Source organism: Arthrobacter sp. TE12232 (assembly GCF_054062615.1).
The window spans coordinates 4,766,057-4,782,822 of record NZ_JBSSFK010000001.1 but is presented as its reverse complement, the minus strand read 5'-3'; the positions used below and the strand labels follow the sequence as shown (position 1 = coordinate 4,782,822).

The 16,766-nt window shown below is 67.4% G+C and carries 16 protein-coding genes and 1 pseudogene; 16 read left to right on the top strand and 1 reads right to left on the bottom strand.

What is annotated here, in order from left to right; all coding sequences use genetic code 11:
* Nucleotides 1-501, top strand: a pseudogene (locus ACVWZ7_RS21420) (cysteine--1-D-myo-inosityl 2-amino-2-deoxy-alpha-D-glucopyranoside ligase); the annotation flags it as partial.
* 24 nt (nucleotides 502-525) lie between these two features.
* Here the strand turns inward: ACVWZ7_RS21420 and ACVWZ7_RS21415 are convergent.
* A complete protein-coding gene (locus ACVWZ7_RS21415) occupies nucleotides 526-1,431 on the bottom strand; it encodes a PAC2 family protein (RefSeq protein ID WP_116765682.1) in 906 nt (301 codons plus the stop codon).
* A gap of 153 nt (nucleotides 1,432-1,584) precedes the next feature.
* Here ACVWZ7_RS21415 and ACVWZ7_RS21410 point away from each other — a divergent pair, with 153 nt between their 5' ends.
* From ACVWZ7_RS21410 to tatC, 15 genes are all read left to right on the top strand, one after another.
* Nucleotides 1,585-2,352, top strand: a complete 768-nt coding sequence (locus tag ACVWZ7_RS21410; RefSeq protein ID WP_456509035.1) for an HAD family hydrolase — start codon at nucleotides 1,585-1,587, stop codon at nucleotides 2,350-2,352.
* Entirely contained in the window at nucleotides 2,345-3,532 is a 1,188-nt protein-coding gene (locus tag ACVWZ7_RS21405) for a site-2 protease family protein (RefSeq protein ID WP_456509034.1), read from the top strand. Before ACVWZ7_RS21410 ends, ACVWZ7_RS21405 begins: the two co-directional genes overlap by 8 nt.
* Nucleotides 3,533-3,633: 101 nt before the next feature.
* Complete coding sequence (locus tag ACVWZ7_RS21400) at nucleotides 3,634-4,713, top strand: tRNA (adenine-N1)-methyltransferase (protein WP_456509033.1); 1,080 nt, start codon at nucleotides 3,634-3,636, stop codon at nucleotides 4,711-4,713.
* An 84-nt stretch (nucleotides 4,714-4,797) separates the two neighbouring features.
* Nucleotides 4,798-6,609, top strand: a complete 1,812-nt coding sequence (gene arc / locus ACVWZ7_RS21395; RefSeq protein ID WP_344367684.1) for a proteasome ATPase — start codon at nucleotides 4,798-4,800, stop codon at nucleotides 6,607-6,609.
* A complete protein-coding gene (gene dop / locus ACVWZ7_RS21390; protein ID WP_425547242.1) occupies nucleotides 6,606-8,279 on the top strand; it encodes a depupylase/deamidase Dop in 1,674 nt (557 codons plus the stop codon). Before arc ends, dop begins: the two co-directional genes overlap by 4 nt.
* Before the next feature lie 92 nt (nucleotides 8,280-8,371).
* Nucleotides 8,372-8,575: a ubiquitin-like protein Pup gene (locus ACVWZ7_RS21385; RefSeq protein ID WP_026266331.1), complete on the top strand. Its 204-nt coding sequence runs from the start codon at nucleotides 8,372-8,374 to the stop codon at nucleotides 8,573-8,575.
* An 84-nt stretch (nucleotides 8,576-8,659) separates the two neighbouring features.
* Nucleotides 8,660-9,493: a proteasome subunit beta gene (prcB, locus tag ACVWZ7_RS21380; RefSeq protein ID WP_456509032.1), complete on the top strand. Its 834-nt coding sequence runs from the start codon at nucleotides 8,660-8,662 to the stop codon at nucleotides 9,491-9,493.
* 1 nt (nucleotide 9,494) lies between these two features.
* Nucleotides 9,495-10,202, top strand: coding sequence for a proteasome subunit alpha (prcA, locus tag ACVWZ7_RS21375; protein WP_091254221.1), 708 nt, complete (start codon nucleotides 9,495-9,497; stop codon nucleotides 10,200-10,202).
* Between the two features lies 1 nt (nucleotide 10,203).
* On the top strand, nucleotides 10,204-11,568 hold the full coding sequence (pafA, locus tag ACVWZ7_RS21370) for a Pup--protein ligase (protein ID WP_344367683.1): 1,365 nt from the start codon (nucleotides 10,204-10,206) through the stop codon (nucleotides 11,566-11,568).
* Between the two features lie 111 nt (nucleotides 11,569-11,679).
* Entirely contained in the window at nucleotides 11,680-12,615 is a 936-nt protein-coding gene (locus tag ACVWZ7_RS21365) for an FKBP-type peptidyl-prolyl cis-trans isomerase (protein ID WP_344367682.1), read from the top strand.
* Between the two features lie 40 nt (nucleotides 12,616-12,655).
* Entirely contained in the window at nucleotides 12,656-13,051 is a 396-nt protein-coding gene (locus tag ACVWZ7_RS21360; protein ID WP_456509031.1) for an FKBP-type peptidyl-prolyl cis-trans isomerase, read from the top strand.
* Nucleotides 13,052-13,210: 159 nt separating this feature from the next.
* Nucleotides 13,211-15,241: a helix-turn-helix transcriptional regulator gene (locus tag ACVWZ7_RS21355; protein ID WP_456509030.1), complete on the top strand. Its 2,031-nt coding sequence runs from the start codon at nucleotides 13,211-13,213 to the stop codon at nucleotides 15,239-15,241.
* 5 nt (nucleotides 15,242-15,246) lie between these two features.
* Nucleotides 15,247-15,603, top strand: coding sequence for a hypothetical protein (locus ACVWZ7_RS21350; protein ID WP_456509029.1), 357 nt, complete (start codon nucleotides 15,247-15,249; stop codon nucleotides 15,601-15,603).
* 35 nt (nucleotides 15,604-15,638) lie between these two features.
* A complete protein-coding gene (gene tatA / locus ACVWZ7_RS21345; RefSeq protein ID WP_344367679.1) occupies nucleotides 15,639-15,908 on the top strand; it encodes a Sec-independent protein translocase subunit TatA in 270 nt (89 codons plus the stop codon).
* A 48-nt stretch (nucleotides 15,909-15,956) separates the two neighbouring features.
* Complete coding sequence (gene tatC, locus ACVWZ7_RS21340) at nucleotides 15,957-16,751, top strand: twin-arginine translocase subunit TatC (RefSeq protein WP_344368079.1); 795 nt, start codon at nucleotides 15,957-15,959, stop codon at nucleotides 16,749-16,751.
* The last annotated feature ends 15 nt before the right edge of the window (nucleotides 16,752-16,766 follow it).

Genomic DNA, 16,766 nt, shown 5'->3' with positions numbered 1-16,766 from the left:
GGCGGCGGCTCGGACCTGATCTTCCCGCACCACGAAATGGGTGCCGGCCACGCCTACTCGCTGGCGGGTGTTCCGCTGGCCCGCCACTTCGCGCACGCCGGCATGGTGGGCCTGGACGGCGAGAAGATGAGCAAGTCCAAGGGCAACCTGGTCCTGGTGTCCCGGCTCCGCGCTGACGGTGAGGAGCCGGCTGCGATCCGCCTGGCGATCCTGGCCCACCACTACCGCACGGACTGGTCCTGGACCGAAGCCGGGTTCGCGGAGGCCAAGGACCGGCTCCGCACCTGGCGCGAAGCCCTCGCGGTGGCTCCGCACGGCTCCGCCGCGTCCCTCCTCGGGCGGCTGCGGACCGAGCTCGCCAACGATCTCAACGCGCCCGGCGCCCTGGCCGCCATCGACGCCTGGGCCCAGGCCGCGCTGGCCACCCCGGGAACCGCGTCAGCCACGGACGCCGCACTGGTGGGCGATGCCGTGAACGCCCTGCTCGGCGTCGAACTCTAGGAGCCGACAGCCGCGGCCTGGCCGTTAGGGTTTGTCCTTGTTGCGGCGCTTGAGGTAGCGCTCAAATTCACGGGCGATAGATTCGCCGCTGGCCTCCGGGAGGTCAGCGGTGTCCTTGGCCTCCTCCAGCTGGCGCACATAGGCCGCAATCTCGGGATCCTCGGTGGCGAGCTCGTCCACGCCGCGCTCCCACGCGTCGGCCTCTTCCACGAGTTCCTGTGTGTCCAGGGGGACCTGCAGGAGCTCTTCGATCCGGTTCAGGATGGCCAGCTGCGCTTTGGGCGACGGCGCCTGGGCCACATAGTGCGGCACGGCCGCCCAGAGCGAGACCGTCGGCAGTCCGGCAAGCAGCGCCACCTCGCCGAGCACGCCCACGATTCCCACCGGGCCCTCGTATTGTGACGCTTCAAAGTCCATCCGCTCCCGCAGGGCGTTGTCGTCGGTGGACGTGCTGACCGGAATCGGCCGGCTGTGCGGCACATCGGCCAGCAGGGCACCGACCAGAATGACGTAGTCCACGTGCAGGGCTTCGGCATGCACCAGCAACTCGGCGGTGTAGGCGCGCCACTTATAGGACGGCTCTGTGCCCTGGACGAAGATCACGTCCACATTCGAGTCGGGGACACTTGCCTTGAAGATCCGGGTGGACGGCCACTTGATCTTCCGCTCGCCGGACGCCGTCCGGCGAATCGTAGGCCTGGTGAACTGGAAGTCGTAGTACTCGTCGGCGTCGATCGACCCGACCTTTTTGCCGCCCCAGAGTTTGTTCAGGTAGCGCAGGGCGTCGCTGGCGGCCTCCCCGGCGTCATTCCAGCCTTCAAAGGCGGCCAGCATGACCGTGATGCGCCGGCCCTCGGGGACGGGCTGCAGCAGCCGCTCCGGCTCGGAGACGGCGCCTGGTTCGGTGGGGTCTGCCTCGAAGCTGTTCATGCCATCACCCTACGTCCAAGTCGCTTCCCCGTGCAGGCATTGAAGCGCCGCGAAGAGGCAAAAAACTGCACGGAGACTGCGGCCCGCCGGCCAAAATTCGCCGTAGGCGTAGCGCGGGCGCCCCGCATCCGGCTTCCCCGTAGACTGGAAGGCATGCGATCCTCAGCTTCCCGGCCCCTCCTTAAAGCAGCGCTATGGGACATGGATGGCACCATTGTCGACACCGAGCCCTACTGGATAGAAGCCGAACGCACCCTCGTTGAAGCGCACGGCGGACAGTGGTCCCATGACCAGGCCATGCAGCTCGTGGGACAGTCCCTGGTGTTTTCCGCCGGCCTGCTGCAGGAGGCCGGCGTAACGATGGAACGACGCGACATCATTGACACCCTCACGGGCCATGTGGTCAGCCAGGTCCGCAAGTCCGTTCCCTGGCGGCCCGGGGCCCGCGAACTGCTTGACGAGCTCTACAACGCCGGCGTCCGCTGCGCCCTCGTCACCATGTCAGAGGCCCCGCTGGCCCGGGAAATCGTTGCCAGCCTCCCCGCGCCCTACTTCGATTTTCTCGTCACAGGGGACACCGTCTCGCAGGGAAAGCCCCACCCGGAGGCCTACCTCAAGGCCGTTGAGCTCCTGCAGCAGCAGGACCCCGACCTCAGCCACCACCACTGCGTGGCCCTGGAGGATTCCGCCCCGGGCGTCGCCGCCGCCGTGGCCTCGGGCGTCGTCACCGTCGCCATCCCGCACATCGTGCCCCTCCCGCATGATCCCCGCCGCGCCACCTGGGATACCCTCGAGGGCCGCACGGTGGCGGACCTTGAAGAGCTGGTGGCCCTGCGGCACGAATTCCCCGATGCCACCTTCGGGCTCGACTCCGACGCCGGCTCCGTCGCCCGCACGACTGCGAGTCCCGTCCGTGGCTGACACCGGGGGCCAGGGACAGCCCGGCAAGGTGGCGGCTTCCCGCAAGGACGGTATCCCGCTGGGCCGCATAGCCGGCATCCCGGTATATCTCGCCTACTCCTGGTTCATCATCGCGGCCTTCACCGTGATCGCATACGGGCCGGTCCTCGAGACCAACAACCCGCATCTGGGCATCACCGCCTTCCTCGTGGCCTTCGCGTACGCCCTGCTGCTCCTGATCTCCGTGCTGGCGCACGAACTCGCCCACGCGCTGACCGCGAAGGTGTTCCACTGGCCCACGGAGAAAATTGTCCTCAACCTCTGGGGCGGCCACACCCAGTTCCAAAGCTTCACCGCCTCACCGGGCCGCTCGGTCCTGGTCGCGATGGCCGGCCCTGCGGCGAACTTTGTCCTCGCCGGCGCCGGCTGGCTCCTGCTCGCCTATGGCCAGTTGAGCGGTGTGGCCGACATCCTGGCCAACATCTTCGTCTGGGCCAACCTGCTGATCGGCATCTTCAATGTGCTTCCCGGTCTTCCGCTGGACGGCGGGCGCCTGGTTGAATCGGCCGTCTGGAAGGCCACCGGAAACCAGGACAAGGGAACCATCGCGGCCGGCTGGGCAGGGCGGATCATCGTGATCGCCCTGGCGCTGTGGTTCATTGTCCTGCCCCTGGTCAGCGGAGCGCGGCCGGACATTTCCTTCACCCTCATCACGGCCCTCGTCGGCAGCTTCCTGTGGATGGGCGCTTCGGCGTCGATCCAGCAGGCCCGCATGCGGGGCCGGCTGTACTTGGTCGACGCCGCGGCCCTCGCCGAGCCGGCCGTCGGCCTTCCAGACACCGCCACGGTTGCCGACGTCCTGCACCGGGCGCCGTCCGGCAGTCCCGCCGTGGTGGTGTGCGACCGGGACGGCCGTCCGGCGGGCATTGTCGACGCCGGCGCAGCGGCCATGGTGCCTGCCCCGTTGGCCGCGACGACCCCTGTTTCGGCAGTGTCGTACGCCCTGGGCGCGGGGGCCTACGTTCCTGAATGGTCCAAGGGCCAGGAGCTCGTCCAGTACCTGGCTCAGCTCGATGGCCAGGAGTACGCGGTGGTGGACCGCGATGGCGCCGTTACCGGGCTGCTGCACCAGTCCGCCGTCCTCGGCGCCATTACGGGCAAGTACCGGCCCCAACCCCAGAACCAGGGGCAGAACCGGTAGAGTTACTGGTCGGTCGTGAATTTCCGGCCCCCACGCGCAAGGACCGGTGCCCGCCGGCATGTCCGCGGCCACACAGCTTTACAGGAGCGAGGAACATTTTCATGAGCAGCGATACTGCCGCCACCGCCGCCGCAGGCATTAACACAGCCGCAGCCACTGGCACCGCCGATGCAGGCACTAGTACTGCCGCGGCCGGTGCTGCACGCCGCCGCGGACCGTTCCGCGAGGGCGAGCGGGTGCAGCTCACGGACGAGCGCGGACGCATGAACACGATCACGCTCGAGGTCGGCGGAGCCTTCCACACCCACCGCGGCTTCCTGAACCATGACGAGATCATCGGCAAGCCCGACGGCTCCGTCGTCGTGAACAACGTCGGACAGCAGTACCAGACCCTGCGCCCGCTGCTTTCGGACTTCGTGCTCTCGATGCCGCGCGGCGCCGCCGTCGTATACCCCAAGGACGCCGGCCAGATCGTCACGATGGCGGACATCTTCCCCGGCGCCCGCGTCGTTGAAGCCGGTGTCGGCTCGGGCGCCCTGTCCATCTCCCTGCTTCGCGCGGTGGGGGACAACGGCTACCTGCACTCCTTCGAGCGCCGCCAGGAATTCGCCGATATTGCCCGCGGCAACGTTGAGACCATCTTCGGCGGCCCGCACCCGGCCTGGAAGATCTCCCTCGGAGACTTCCAGGAAGAAGTGGTTCGCACCGAAGAGCCGGGATCCGTGGACCGGGTGGTTCTGGACATGCTCGCCCCGTGGGAATGCCTCGACGCCGTCGCCACGGTCCTGACGCCGGGCGGGGTCTGGATCAATTATGTCGCGACTGTGACGCAGCTTTCGCGGACAGCCGAAGCCATCCGCGCCGACGGCCGCTTCACCGAGCCCGACGCGTGGGAATCCATGGTCCGCGGCTGGCACCTCGAAGGCCTGGCCGTGCGCCCGGACCACCGCATGGTCGCCCACACAGGCTTCCTGCTGGTCACCCGCCGGCTCGCCGACGGCGTCACGGGAATCTCCGTGAAGCGCCGCCCGTCCAAGACCGATTTCAACGAAGAAGACGTCAACGCCTGGACTCCCGGCGCCGTCGGCGAACGCGCTGTCTCGGACAAGAAGCTGCGTCGCGCCGCCCGTGACGCAATCGCCGGAACAAACGTCGTGGACACCCCGGAGATAACGAACTAGGCAGCATATTTCGGATGTCTCCAGCGGCACCCGCCTTCTTAGGGCTAAGGTCTTAATAGAAGAGCAGGAAGGGGCTGATGCACGATGGAGACTCCGAACACTGACCCGGGCCGCACACCGGCCGAGGACGCAGCGGATGCTGCCGCACGGGCGGACGCGTCCCGGGCCGCTGCCGGCGAGGGGGAGCGGTACGCCGCCAATGAACTCTCCGTCGCCGAGCGGCAGGTCAATATCCTCCGGGACAAGCTCCGGCACATTGACCGCCAGCTCGCCGCGGCCACGCAAAACAACTCAAAGCTTGTCAGCATGCTGGAGACCGCCAAGGCGGAGATCCTGCGGCTCAAGAACGCCCTCGACCAGGAGGGACAGCCGCCGTACAGCTTCGGCACCATCCTTCAGCTGAACCCGAAGCGTCAGCCGACCGCCGGGAACAGCGGCCAGGCGGCCACTGAGGAATCGGTCGATATCTTCAACGCCGGCCGCAAAATGCGCGTGGGGATCAGCCCGCTGGTGAACATCAACCAGCTGGCAGTCGGCCAGGAAGTCCTCCTGAACGAGGCCCTGATGGTGGTCGCCGGGCTCGGCTACGAGCGCGCCGGGGACCTGGTCACCCTGAAGGAGATGCTGGGGACGGACCGCGCCTTGGTGGTGGGCCGGGCCGACGAGGAACGGGTCATCCGGCTCTCCGGGGCCCTGCTCGCCCAGCGGCTCCGGGTCGGCGACGCCCTCTCTATCGATTCCCGCACCGGTTACGCCCTGGAGAAGATCCCGCGCTCTGAGGTCGAAAACCTCGTGCTGGAGGAAGTCCCGGACATCACCTACCAGGACATTGGCGGTCTCGGCCCGCAGATCGAACAGATCCGCGACGCCGTCGAACTGCCGTTCCTGCACCCCGACCTCTACCGCGAGCACGGACTCAAGGCCCCCAAGGGAATCCTGCTGTACGGCCCGCCGGGCTGCGGCAAGACCCTGATCGCCAAAGCCGTGGCCAACTCGCTGGCCGCCCGGGCCGCCGAACGTGCCGGCAAGACGGACATGAAGAGCTACTTCCTGAACATCAAGGGACCCGAGCTCCTGGACAAGTACGTCGGCGAGACGGAGCGGCACATCCGCCTGATTTTCGCGCGCGCCCGCGAAAAAGCCTCCGAGGGCAGCCCCGTGGTCGTGTTCTTCGACGAAATGGATTCGCTGTTCCGCACCCGCGGCACCGGCATCTCCTCCGACGTCGAAACCACGATCGTTCCGCAGCTCCTCAGCGAGATCGACGGCGTCGAACGGCTGGACAACGTGATCGTGATCGGCGCCTCCAACCGCGAAGACATGATCGATCCGGCGATTCTGCGCCCGGGCCGCCTGGACGTCAAGGTCAAGATCCAGCGTCCCGACGCCGAGGCCGCCGCCGACATCTTCAACAAGTACATCACCACGGACCTTCCCTTCCACGAGTCCGACCTCGCCGAGCACAACGGCGACGTCCAGGCCACCGTGGACGCCATGGTCCAGCGGACCGTCGAGGCGATGTACTCCACCGAGAAGTCCAACGAATACCTCGAGGTGACCTACGCCAACGGCGACACCGAAATGCTCTACTTCAAGGACTTCAATTCCGGCGCCGTGGTGCAGAACGTCGTGGACCGGGCCAAGAAGTACGCCATCAAGGACCTGCTGACCATCGGGCAGAAAGGCCTGCGCATCGATCACCTGCTCCGGGCGGTCGTGGATGAGTTCCGTGAGCACGAGGACATGCCCAACACCACCAACCCGGACGACTGGGCACGGATCTCCGGCAAGAAGGGTGAGCGCATCACATACATCCGCACCATCGTCCAGGGCAAGGCCGGCCAGGAGCCCGGGAAGTCCATCGAGACGATGCCCAGCACAGGGCAGTACCTGTGACGGCTGGTGTCCCGGGACGGCCGGCCGACACAGCCGGCGGCCTGCCCGTCGGCGGTGCGATGCGGGTGATGGGCTCGGAGACCGAGTACGGCATCCACGCGCCGTCGGCCCCCGGCGCCAACGCCACCATGATGTCTGCCCGCGTCATCCAGGCATACGCCCAGGTCACGCGGCAGCGGGCGGCCGGCGGGGCCGAAACCCGGTGGGACTACACCGACGAAGAGCCGTTGCACGACGCCCGCGGCTGGACCTTGGAGCGCAGCAGCGCGGACCCCGAACAGCTCACGGACCAGCCTCCGGTCCTGGACGCCGAGGCCATAGCCCTCGCCTACGGCCGTCAGGAGCTGGAGGCCGACGGCGAGGACGAGGCCGGCACGCTGCTGATGAACATGGTGCTGGGCAACGGGGCACGGTTGTACGTCGACCACGCCCATCCGGAGTACTCCAGCCCCGAGGTCACCAACCCGCGCGCCGCCGTCACGTGGGACGCCGCCGGAGACCTCGTGGCGCTGGCCGCCGTCCGCCGCCTCGCCGCCGACCCCGAGCTGCCGCCGGTCAACCTCTACAAGAACAACACGGACAACAAGTCCGTCTCCTACGGCTCGCACGAGAACTACCTCATGCCCCGCTCCGTGCCGTTCGGCGAGATCGTTCGCGGGCTCACCCCGTTCTTCGTCACCCGGCAGATCATCTGCGGCGCCGGACGCGTGGGCCTCGGGCAGGACAGCTCCCGGCCCGGGTACCAGATCAGCCAGCGGGCCGACTTCTTCGAAACCGAAGTGGGACTGGAAACCACTATCCGCCGGCCCATCATCAACACACGGGACGAACCCCACGCCACCGCGGACAAGTACCGCCGGCTCCACGTCATCATCGGTGACGCCAACCTCAGCCAGGCATCCAACTTCCTCAAGTTCGGCACCACCGCGATGGTCCTGAGCCTGATCGAGGCCGGCCTGGCGCCCCGGATTGAGGTTCACGAGCCCGTCGCGGCCCTGCAGACGGTCAGCCACGACACCTCGCTGACCGCGATGCTGCGCCTGAGCGACGGCCGGCGGATCACCGCCCTGGACCTGCAATGGATCTATTTCGAGGCCGCCTCCAAACACGCTCAGGACACCGGCGTTGCGGATGCCGTGGACGGTGACGGGCACACCCACGAGGTCCTGGAACGCTGGTCCGGCACCTTGAGTGAACTCGGCGGTGACCGGGCGGCGGCCGCCTCCTCCGTGGAATGGCTTGCCAAACTGTCCCTGCTGGAGGGCTACCGCCAGCGCGACGGCCTTGAGTGGGACAATGCCCGACTGGGCCTCGTGGACCTGCAATGGGCGGACATCCGCCCCGAAAAAGGGCTCTACTACCGCCTGCTGGCCCGCGACCGGATGCAACGGATCGTCGACGACGCCGCGATCGGCCGCGCGGTGACCGAACCGCCGTCGGACACGCGCGCGTACTTCCGCGGACGCTGCGTCAGCCGTTTCGGCGCCGACCTTGCGGGAGCGAGCTGGGACTCGGTGATCTTCGATCTTCCCGGCCGCGGCCGGCTCCAGCGGGTCCCCACCCGGGAGCCGCTGCGCGGAACCGAAGCCCTCACCGGCGGCCTCTTCGCCCGGCACCGGGAGGCCGGGACGTTCCTGGCCGAGCTGCTGGGACTCAGCCCCGGTTCCTAGGAACAAAAGGCCCCCGCGGGCGCCCCGCTCGTGGCACTATTGCTACAGGATGTCCCTTACGAGAAAAAGGGACGGACATGAAGGAGAGAACAATGGCAGGCCAGGAGCAGCAGCAGCCGCAGTCGCGGGACACCGAGGTTGACGAGGACGTCCCCGCCGCGCCGCCGGCCCCCGCAGACGCCCAGGCATCGGCAGCCACCCAGGGCGTTGACGATCTCCTCGACGAGATCGACGGCGTGCTGGAATCCAATGCCGAGGAGTTCGTCCGCGCATTCGTCCAAAAGGGCGGCCAGTAGGAGCGCCGCCGGCCGCCGGATGAGGGCGGCAGGAGGGGCTAAGAGCCGGAAGAGTCGTTGATCCACCACGTTGAGGGAGCGTCAGTGCAGGAAACAACAGCCAACCGCGTAGCAGCCAACGCGACGTCCTCATTCACTGAGCATCTGCAGCGCGAGCGGCCCGACTTAATGCCCTTCGGCCACATGCCTTTCAACCAGCTGCCCGCCGCCGGCCAGGCCGCAGCACCCCTCCAGGCCCCGCACGGCACCACGATTGTGGCGATGAGCTACGCCGGGGGAGTGCTGATGGCCGGCGACCGACGCGCCACGATGGGCAACGTCATCGCGAGCCGGCACATCGAGAAAGTCTTCCCCGCCGACCAGTACTCCGTACTGGGCATCGCCGGAACCGCCGGAATCGCCCTCGACATCACCCGGCTGTTCCAGGTTGAGCTGGAGCACTACGAGAAGATCGAAGGCACGCTCCTGAGCCTGGACGGCAAGGCGAACCGGCTCGGCGCCATGGTCCGGGGCAACCTGCCCATGGCGATGCAGGGCCTCGCCGTCGTCCCCCTGTTCGCGGGGTTCGACCGGCCCGCCGGCTTCGGCAGGCTCTTCTCCTACGACGTCACGGGCGGCCGCTACGAGGAACAGGAACACCATGCCGTGGGATCCGGCTCGATGTTCGCCCGCGGCGCGCTGAAGAAACTCTGGCGCCCCGGGCTCTCGGAGCAGGATGCCGTGGCGGTCGCCGTCGAGGCACTCTACGACGCCGCCGACGACGACTCCGCCACCGGCGGACCCGACCCGGTCCGGCAACTGTGGCCGGTGGTCTACGTGGTGAACCGGACGGGCGCCGTCCGGGTCTCGGACCGCGACCTCGCCGCCGTGGCCGGCCGCATCATCGAATCCCGGGCCGTCGCCCAGCGGGAGGCCTAAGATGACGCAACAGTTTTATGTATCCCCCGAACAGCTGATGAAGGACCGTGCGGACTTCGCACGGAAGGGCATCGCCCGCGGACGCTCGGTGGTGGTCATCAGCTGCAAGGACGGGATTGCCCTCGTGGCGGAGAACCCGTCCCCGTCACTGCACAAGATCGGCGAGATCTACGACAAAATCGCGTTCGCCGCCGTCGGAAAATACAACGAGTTCGAGAGCCTGCGACAGGCCGGGGTGCGGTACGCCGACGTCCGCGGCTACTCCTACGACCGTGAAGACGTCACGGCCCGCGGTCTAGCCAGCGTCTACGCCCAGAGCCTCGGAGCGGTGTTCACGGCCGAGCAGAAACCCTTCGAGGTGGAACTGGCCGTCGCCGAAGTCGCCCAGACCCAGGAGGCGGACCACCTCTACCGGCTGACATTTGACGGGTCCATCGCCGATGAACACGGCTTCATCGTGATGGGCGGGCAGGCGGACAAGGTGTCCGAGGCTGTTGCGGCGGGCTGGCAGGGCGAACTCGACTTCGCCGGTGCCATCCGGCTGGCCCTCGCCGGGCTCGTCGCGGACAAGGAAACAACCACCCTGCCGGCGTCCGCGCTGGAAGTTGCGGTACTGGACCGCGGTTCGGAAACCGGCCGCGGCACCCGCCGGGCGTTCAGGCGGCTCGAGGACGCGGACATCGTGGCACTGCTGGCTGAGGAGAAGTGAGATGGACAAGCGCATATTCGGCATCGAAACCGAATTCGGAATTTCCTATTCAAGCCCGGAATCCCGGCCGCTCGCGCCGGAGGAAGTCGCCCGCTACCTCTTCCGCAAGGTGGTCAGCTGGGGACGGTCCTCCAACGTCTTCCTGACCAACGGCTCGCGCCTCTACCTGGATGTCGGATCCCACCCCGAGTACGCCACGGCCGAGTGCGACGACCTCGCCCAACTGATCGCGCACGACCGCGCCGGGGAACTGATCCTGTGCGACCTCGTGGACGAGGCCCAGGAACGGCTGGCGGCCGAGGGCTTCAACGGCACCGTCTACCTGTTCAAGAACAACACCGACTCGGCCGGAAACTCCTACGGCAGCCACGAAAACTACCTCATCCCGCGCCGCGGGGAATTTTCCCGACTCGCCGAGATCCTGATCCCGTTCCTCGTGACGCGCCAGCTGATCGCCGGGGCCGGCAAAATCCTGAAGACCCCGCACGGGGCCACCTTCGCCTTCTCCCAGCGGGCCGACCACATCTGGGAGGGCGTGTCCTCGGCCACCACCCGCTCCCGGCCCATCATCAACACCCGGGACGAGCCGCACGCGGATGCCGAGTTCTACCGGCGCCTGCACGTGATCGTGGGCGACTCCAACATGTCGGAAACCACGGCCCTGCTCAAGATCGGCACGGTGGACCTGATCCTGCGGATGATCGAGGCCGGGGTGATCATGCGCGACATGCGGATGGAGAACCCGATCCGCAGCATCCGGGAAATCTCACACGACCTCAGCGGCCGGGCCCTGGTGCGGCTAGCCAACGGGCGGCAGCTCACGGCCTTGGAGATCCAGCGCGAGTACCTAAGCAAGGTGACCGCGTTTGTGGCCGAAAACGGTGCCCACAACGCCCACGTGCCGCTCATCCTTGACCTGTGGGAGCGCACCCTGGATGCGATCGAAAGCGGTGACACCAGCACGATCGACACCGAAGTGGACTGGGCCATCAAGAAGAAGCTCATGGACAACTACAGCGAACGGCACGGCCTGGGGCTCGACGCCCCCCGGATCGCGCAGCTTGACCTGACCTACCACGACATCTCCCGCAGCCGTGGCCTCTTCTACCTGCTCCAGGCCCGCGGGGCCACCCGCCGGGTAGTGGACGACACCACAGTCAAGGACGCGGTGGACGCCCCGCCGCAGACCACCCGGGCCAAACTCCGCGGCGACTTCGTCCGGCGCGCCCAGGAACTGGGCCGTGACTACACCGTGGACTGGGTTCATCTGAAGCTCAACGACCGCGCCCACCAGACCATCCTGTGCAAGGATCCGTTCCGGAGCGTGGACGAGCGGGTCGATGCCCTGCTGGACTCGATGGGCTGATACCCAGCTTTGCACGTTATTCTGAGGTAGGGCCGCCTTGCGGCCGCCGCTTTCTTTGCCCCGGGAAACCGAACGGCACTGAGTCCACCCTGCCTCGACGAAAGTTTCCAAGTGCGCCGACTACTTGCAATTCTTCTGCCCGGACTGCTGCTGCTGACCGCCTGTGGCGGCAGCGAAGCGCCCCCGGCGCCGGAACCCACCAGCCAGTCCGCGGGTGAGACCGCCAAGCTGGACTCGGTCAAACTCACGGAGAACGGCGACAAGAAGGCCCCCGGTGTTGAATTCACCAAGCCGCTCGACGTCAAGGAACCCACTGTCAAAGTGGTCACCGAGGGCAGCGGCGACCGGGTGAAAGCCAACCAGATCGCCGACATCTCGATCGTGGCCTTCAACGGCACGGACGGCTCCACCCTCGAAGACACGTTCCCGAACGATCCCGAGCCGCTGGAGCTGAACGACGAGCTCAAGACCAGCAGCCCCGTGATCTACAACGCTTTCGTGGGCGCCAAGGTGGGCTCCCACATTGCCCTGGCCGTCCCCGGCCAGGCCGCAGCCGAAGGCACCGAGGCCAAGCCCACGCAGCTCCTGATCGTCAAGGTGCTCTCCGCCAAGGACGCCCCGCCGGTCCTGGACAAGCCGCAGGGCGACGCCGTCACCCCGCCGGCCGGACTGCCGACCGTCAAGGAAAACGACAAGGGCGTTCCGGAGATCTCCGTTGCAGGCGTCCCGGCACCGACCGCGCTGATCTCCCAGGACCTCATCACCGGCAAGGGCCAGGCCGTCAAGGATTCCGACACCATCACAGTCAACTACGTGGGCGTTGCCCTCGCGACCGGCAAGGTGTTCGATTCCAGCTTTGACCGCGGCCAGAAGGCCACCTTCCCGCTCACCGGCGTCATCAAGGGCTGGACCCAGGGCCTGACCGGCAAGACGGTCGGCTCGCGCGTCCTTTTGGTGGTCCCGAAGGACCTCGCCTACGGTGATCAGGGCCAAGGCGACGCCAAGGGCGACCTCGTCTTCGTCGTCGACATCCTCGGCGTCAAGTAATCCACCGCATTCACCACACGTCACCCCCAAAGGAGCAACCATGTCATTTGGACAGCGCAACCTCGACCGCGAAAAGCCGGAAATCGACTTCCCCCAAGGAGACGTCCCCACCGAACTGGTCATCACGGACCTGATCGAAGGCGACGGCGCCGAGGCCAAGGCCGGCGACACCGTTTCCACCCACTACGTGGGCGTCGCCTGGTCCACCGGTGAAGAATTCGACGCGTCCTGGGGCCGCGGCGCGCCACTGGACTTCCGGGTCGGCGTCGGCCAGGTCATCCAGGGCTGGGACCAGGGCCTCCTCGGCATGAAGGTCGGCGGCCGCCGCCGCCTCGAGATCCCCTCCGAGCTTGCCTACGGTTCGCGTGGCGCCGGCGGGGCGATCGGCCCCAACGAGGCCTTGATCTTCGTCGTAGACCTCATCGCCGTCCGCTAAGGGACGCCGAGCACCACTAGCAGGGCCGGCTGCATCAGCAGACTGAACCGGCACCTGATCACCCCCTTGGGGCGCAAGCGCGGTAACAATCGGAAAAGTTCTTCCGGCTGTTGCCGCGCTTTCGTCTTTTTCGGGGATCGGCTTTAGTAGCCTTGCGGGGTGTCCGCCTCACGTACAGAACGCCTCCTGAACCTGCTCATTGCCCTGCTCAACACCAAGTACGGCCTGCGCCGCAGCGAGCTGCGCGCAAAGGTCTACCGCGACACCACGAGCAGTGATGTCGCGTTCGGCCGCATGTTCGAACGCGACAAAGGAGAGCTGCGCCACTTTGGCTTCGATGTTGAGGCCGTGACGGACCCGGGCTGGGGCTCCGACGACCCGGCCACCACCCGGTACCGGATCGGCAAGGAATCGAACCGGCTCCCGGACGTCAGTCTCACCCCCGAAGAGTGCACGGTGCTGATCCTCGCGGCGCAGCTCTGGGAGCACGCCGCGCTCGGCTCCGCCGCCGTCGACGCGGTCCGCAAGCTGCAGGCCGCCGGCGGCCTCGTCGACGCCGAACTCCCCGTCGGGGTCCAGCCGCGCATCCGACCTGCCGGCCAGGCGTTCGAGGACCTGGTGGCCGCCATGCACGCCCAGCACCCGGTCAGCTTCAGCTACCTGGCCGGCAGCACCGGCAAGGAGCAGGAACGCCTCGTGGAGCCCTGGGGCCTCGGCAGCCGCTTCGGCCAGTGGTACCTCGTGGGCCACGACCGGGACCGTGGGGACAAGCGGTTCTTCCGGCTGTCCCGGCTGACCTCCGCCGTGACAGTGCTGGACAAGGAGAGCTTCACCCCGCCGGCCGGGTTCAACGTCCGCGCCGAACTGGCGGGCCTGGCCGAGCTGCCGCTGCAGACCGCCGTCGTCGACGTCGACCAAGGACGGCTGCTCGGCCTGCGCAAACGCGCCCTGTCAGGGCCCGCCGCCCCGGAAGCCGGTGCCGCCCTCGAAGCCGGGGAGCAGCCTGCGGCGGGACGGGACCGCCTTACGGTGCCCTTCCGCGACGCCGAAACGCTGGGCGAGGAGCTCGCCTCCTACGGTCCCCGGGCCGTCGTGGTGTCGCCGCCCGAACTCGCCGCCGCCGTCCGCCGCCGCCTCGCCGCGGCCGCAGCGTTCGCCGCCGCGCCGGTCCCGGAGGTGGCCTTCCCGGAGGCCGGCCGCGCCGCCCGGCCCCGAAAACGCACGTCCGAGGACCAGCTCAAGCGGATGCTGCAACTGGTTCCCTTCCTGGTCCACAACCAGGGGCTGCACATCAGCGAGGTCGCCGCCCGTTTCGGAATCACCCGCAAGGCCCTCGAGGACGATCTGCGCATCCTGATCTGCTCGGGCCTGCCGGAAGGCTACCCCGACGATCTGCTGGACATTCAGTGGGACGATGACCACGTCTTCATCACCCAGGACCTGGACCTGACCCGCCCGGTACGTTTCACCGTGGACGAGGCCTGCGCGCTCCTGACGGGCCTGGAGACGCTCAACGGCCTGCCCGAGCTCGCCGGAGGCGGCGCGCTCGAATCGGTGACGCTCAAGCTCATGGCCGCGGCGGGGGAGGAGGGGCTCAAAGCGGCCGCGCTCTCCGGCCCCGAGGTGGCCCCCGGCAACTCCGCCACCTTGGAGACCGCCCGCGCCGCGATCCGGTCCGGCGCGCAGCTTCATTTGAAGTACTTCTCCCCGCAGCGCGACAGCGTCTCCGAACGCGACGTGGACCCCCTGCGACTGTATTCGCTCGACAACACGTGGTACCTCGAGGCTTACTGCCACTTGGCCGGGGGCCTGCGCAACTTCCGCCTGGACAGGATTGAGGATCTCACCCCCAACGGGCGCCCGGCAGCCGAAACGGCGACACCGGCGGACAGCTTCCCGGTAAAGCTGTTCACACCGAACGACGACGACACGTTGGTGGTGGTGCAACTTGCCCCCCGCGGCACCGGCCTCGCCGACGACTACTATGCCGAACGGACCGCCGCCCTGCCTGATGGCGGCCTGCTGGCCGAGATCCGGTTCGGCAGCACGGACTGGCTGCCGATGTTCGTCTCCCAGCACGGAGGCATGGTGCGGATCCTGCAGCCGGCCACCCTCGCCGAGGCGTCGCGGCAGTGGCTCGCCGCCGCCCTGACGCAATACGAGGACTTACCGGACCTCCCGATAGACTAATCAGCATGCCTTGGTGGTCCTGGATCCTGATCTGGATAGCGCTCGTCGCGCTTTCGCTGTTGTTCTATGGCGTGCTCGGCGTGCGGTTGTACCGGCAAGCCACCACCGCGCTCAGGGAACTCGGTGAAGCCATGGACCGGTTTTCCCGCCTTCCGTCACCCGCTGAAGATGGCGCCGGCGCCTCGGGCGGCGCGGCCCCTCAACCGGTACCCGGTGGCGCCGTTTTTGCCTCGCCTGCCCGGATGCGTCATGATTACGACGCATCCAAGCTCGCCCGGCAGGACGCCCGCCGGCTGCGCCGCATCCAGCGCAAGAAGGAACGCGGGCAGCCCCAGGCGCTGTGCGACATCGAATTGGGTTAGACGTAGGATGTATTCAAACGAAAGGACCTCCTGACATGAGGCTTGAAGGCTGGCATCTCATCATCATCATCGTTCTGGCATTGGTGCTGTTCGCTGCACCGAAGCTGCCGGGCATGGCCCGCAGCCTGGGCCAGTCGATGCGCATTTTCAAGTCGGAAGTCCGGGAAATGAAGAAGGACGGCACCTCCGACGCCAAGGACGGCTCCGAGCCGGTGGAGGGCCGGGTTGTTAACCACCCGCAGGCCGCCGCCCCGGAAAGCCGCACGGGCGACGGAACCGACGTTCCGCCGTCGACCCGCGCCTAAGACCGCATGGCAGTAACCATGAGCCGTCGATCAAACCCCGAGGGGAAGATGGCGCTCCTTGACCACCTGAAAGAGCTGCGCAACCGGCTCTTCAAGGCGGCAATCGCCGTCGTCATCGGGACGGTGGCGGGCTTCCTCGTCTACCAGCCGTTTCTGGCTGCGCTGACCAAGCCGATCCGGGACCTGAACGAACAGCAGGGCCGGCAGGCCACGCTGAACTTTGACGGGGTCGCGAGCTCGTTCGACCTCATGATCCAGGTCTCCGTGTTCCTGGGCCTGATCATCGCCAGCCCCGTCTGGCTTTACCAGCTGTGGGCCTTCATCGTGCCCGGGCTGCACAAGAAGGAACGCCGCATCGCCCTGTCGTTCGTGGCAGCGGCCGTGCCGTTGTTCGTCGGCGGTGTCCTGCTGGCTTGGCTCGTGCTGCCCAACGCGGTGCGCGTGCTGACCGAATTCACGCCGGCGGGCGGCTCCAACTTCATCAGCGCCCAGGTGTACCTGACCTTTGTCCTGCGGCTGCTGCTGGCCTTCGGCATCGCCTTCCTCCTGCCGGTGGTCCTGGTCGGGCTGAACCTGGCCGGCATCGTCAAGGGCCAGCAACTTCTCAAAAGCTGGCGGATCACCGTGTTCCTGGTCTGCCTTTTCGCCGCCATGGCGGCTCCCGGCGCCGACGCCACGAGCATGTTCTACCTCGCCGTCCCCATGCTGGCCCTGTTCTTCGCCGCGATCGGGCTGTGCATGCTCAACGACCGCCGGCGCGAACGACGCGCCGTCAAACGCGCCGCCGAGACCGAAGCCACCGCGGACCAGGCCACCCCAAGTTCCGAGCTGGAGAATCTCTAGGCCTTCGCGCATTAG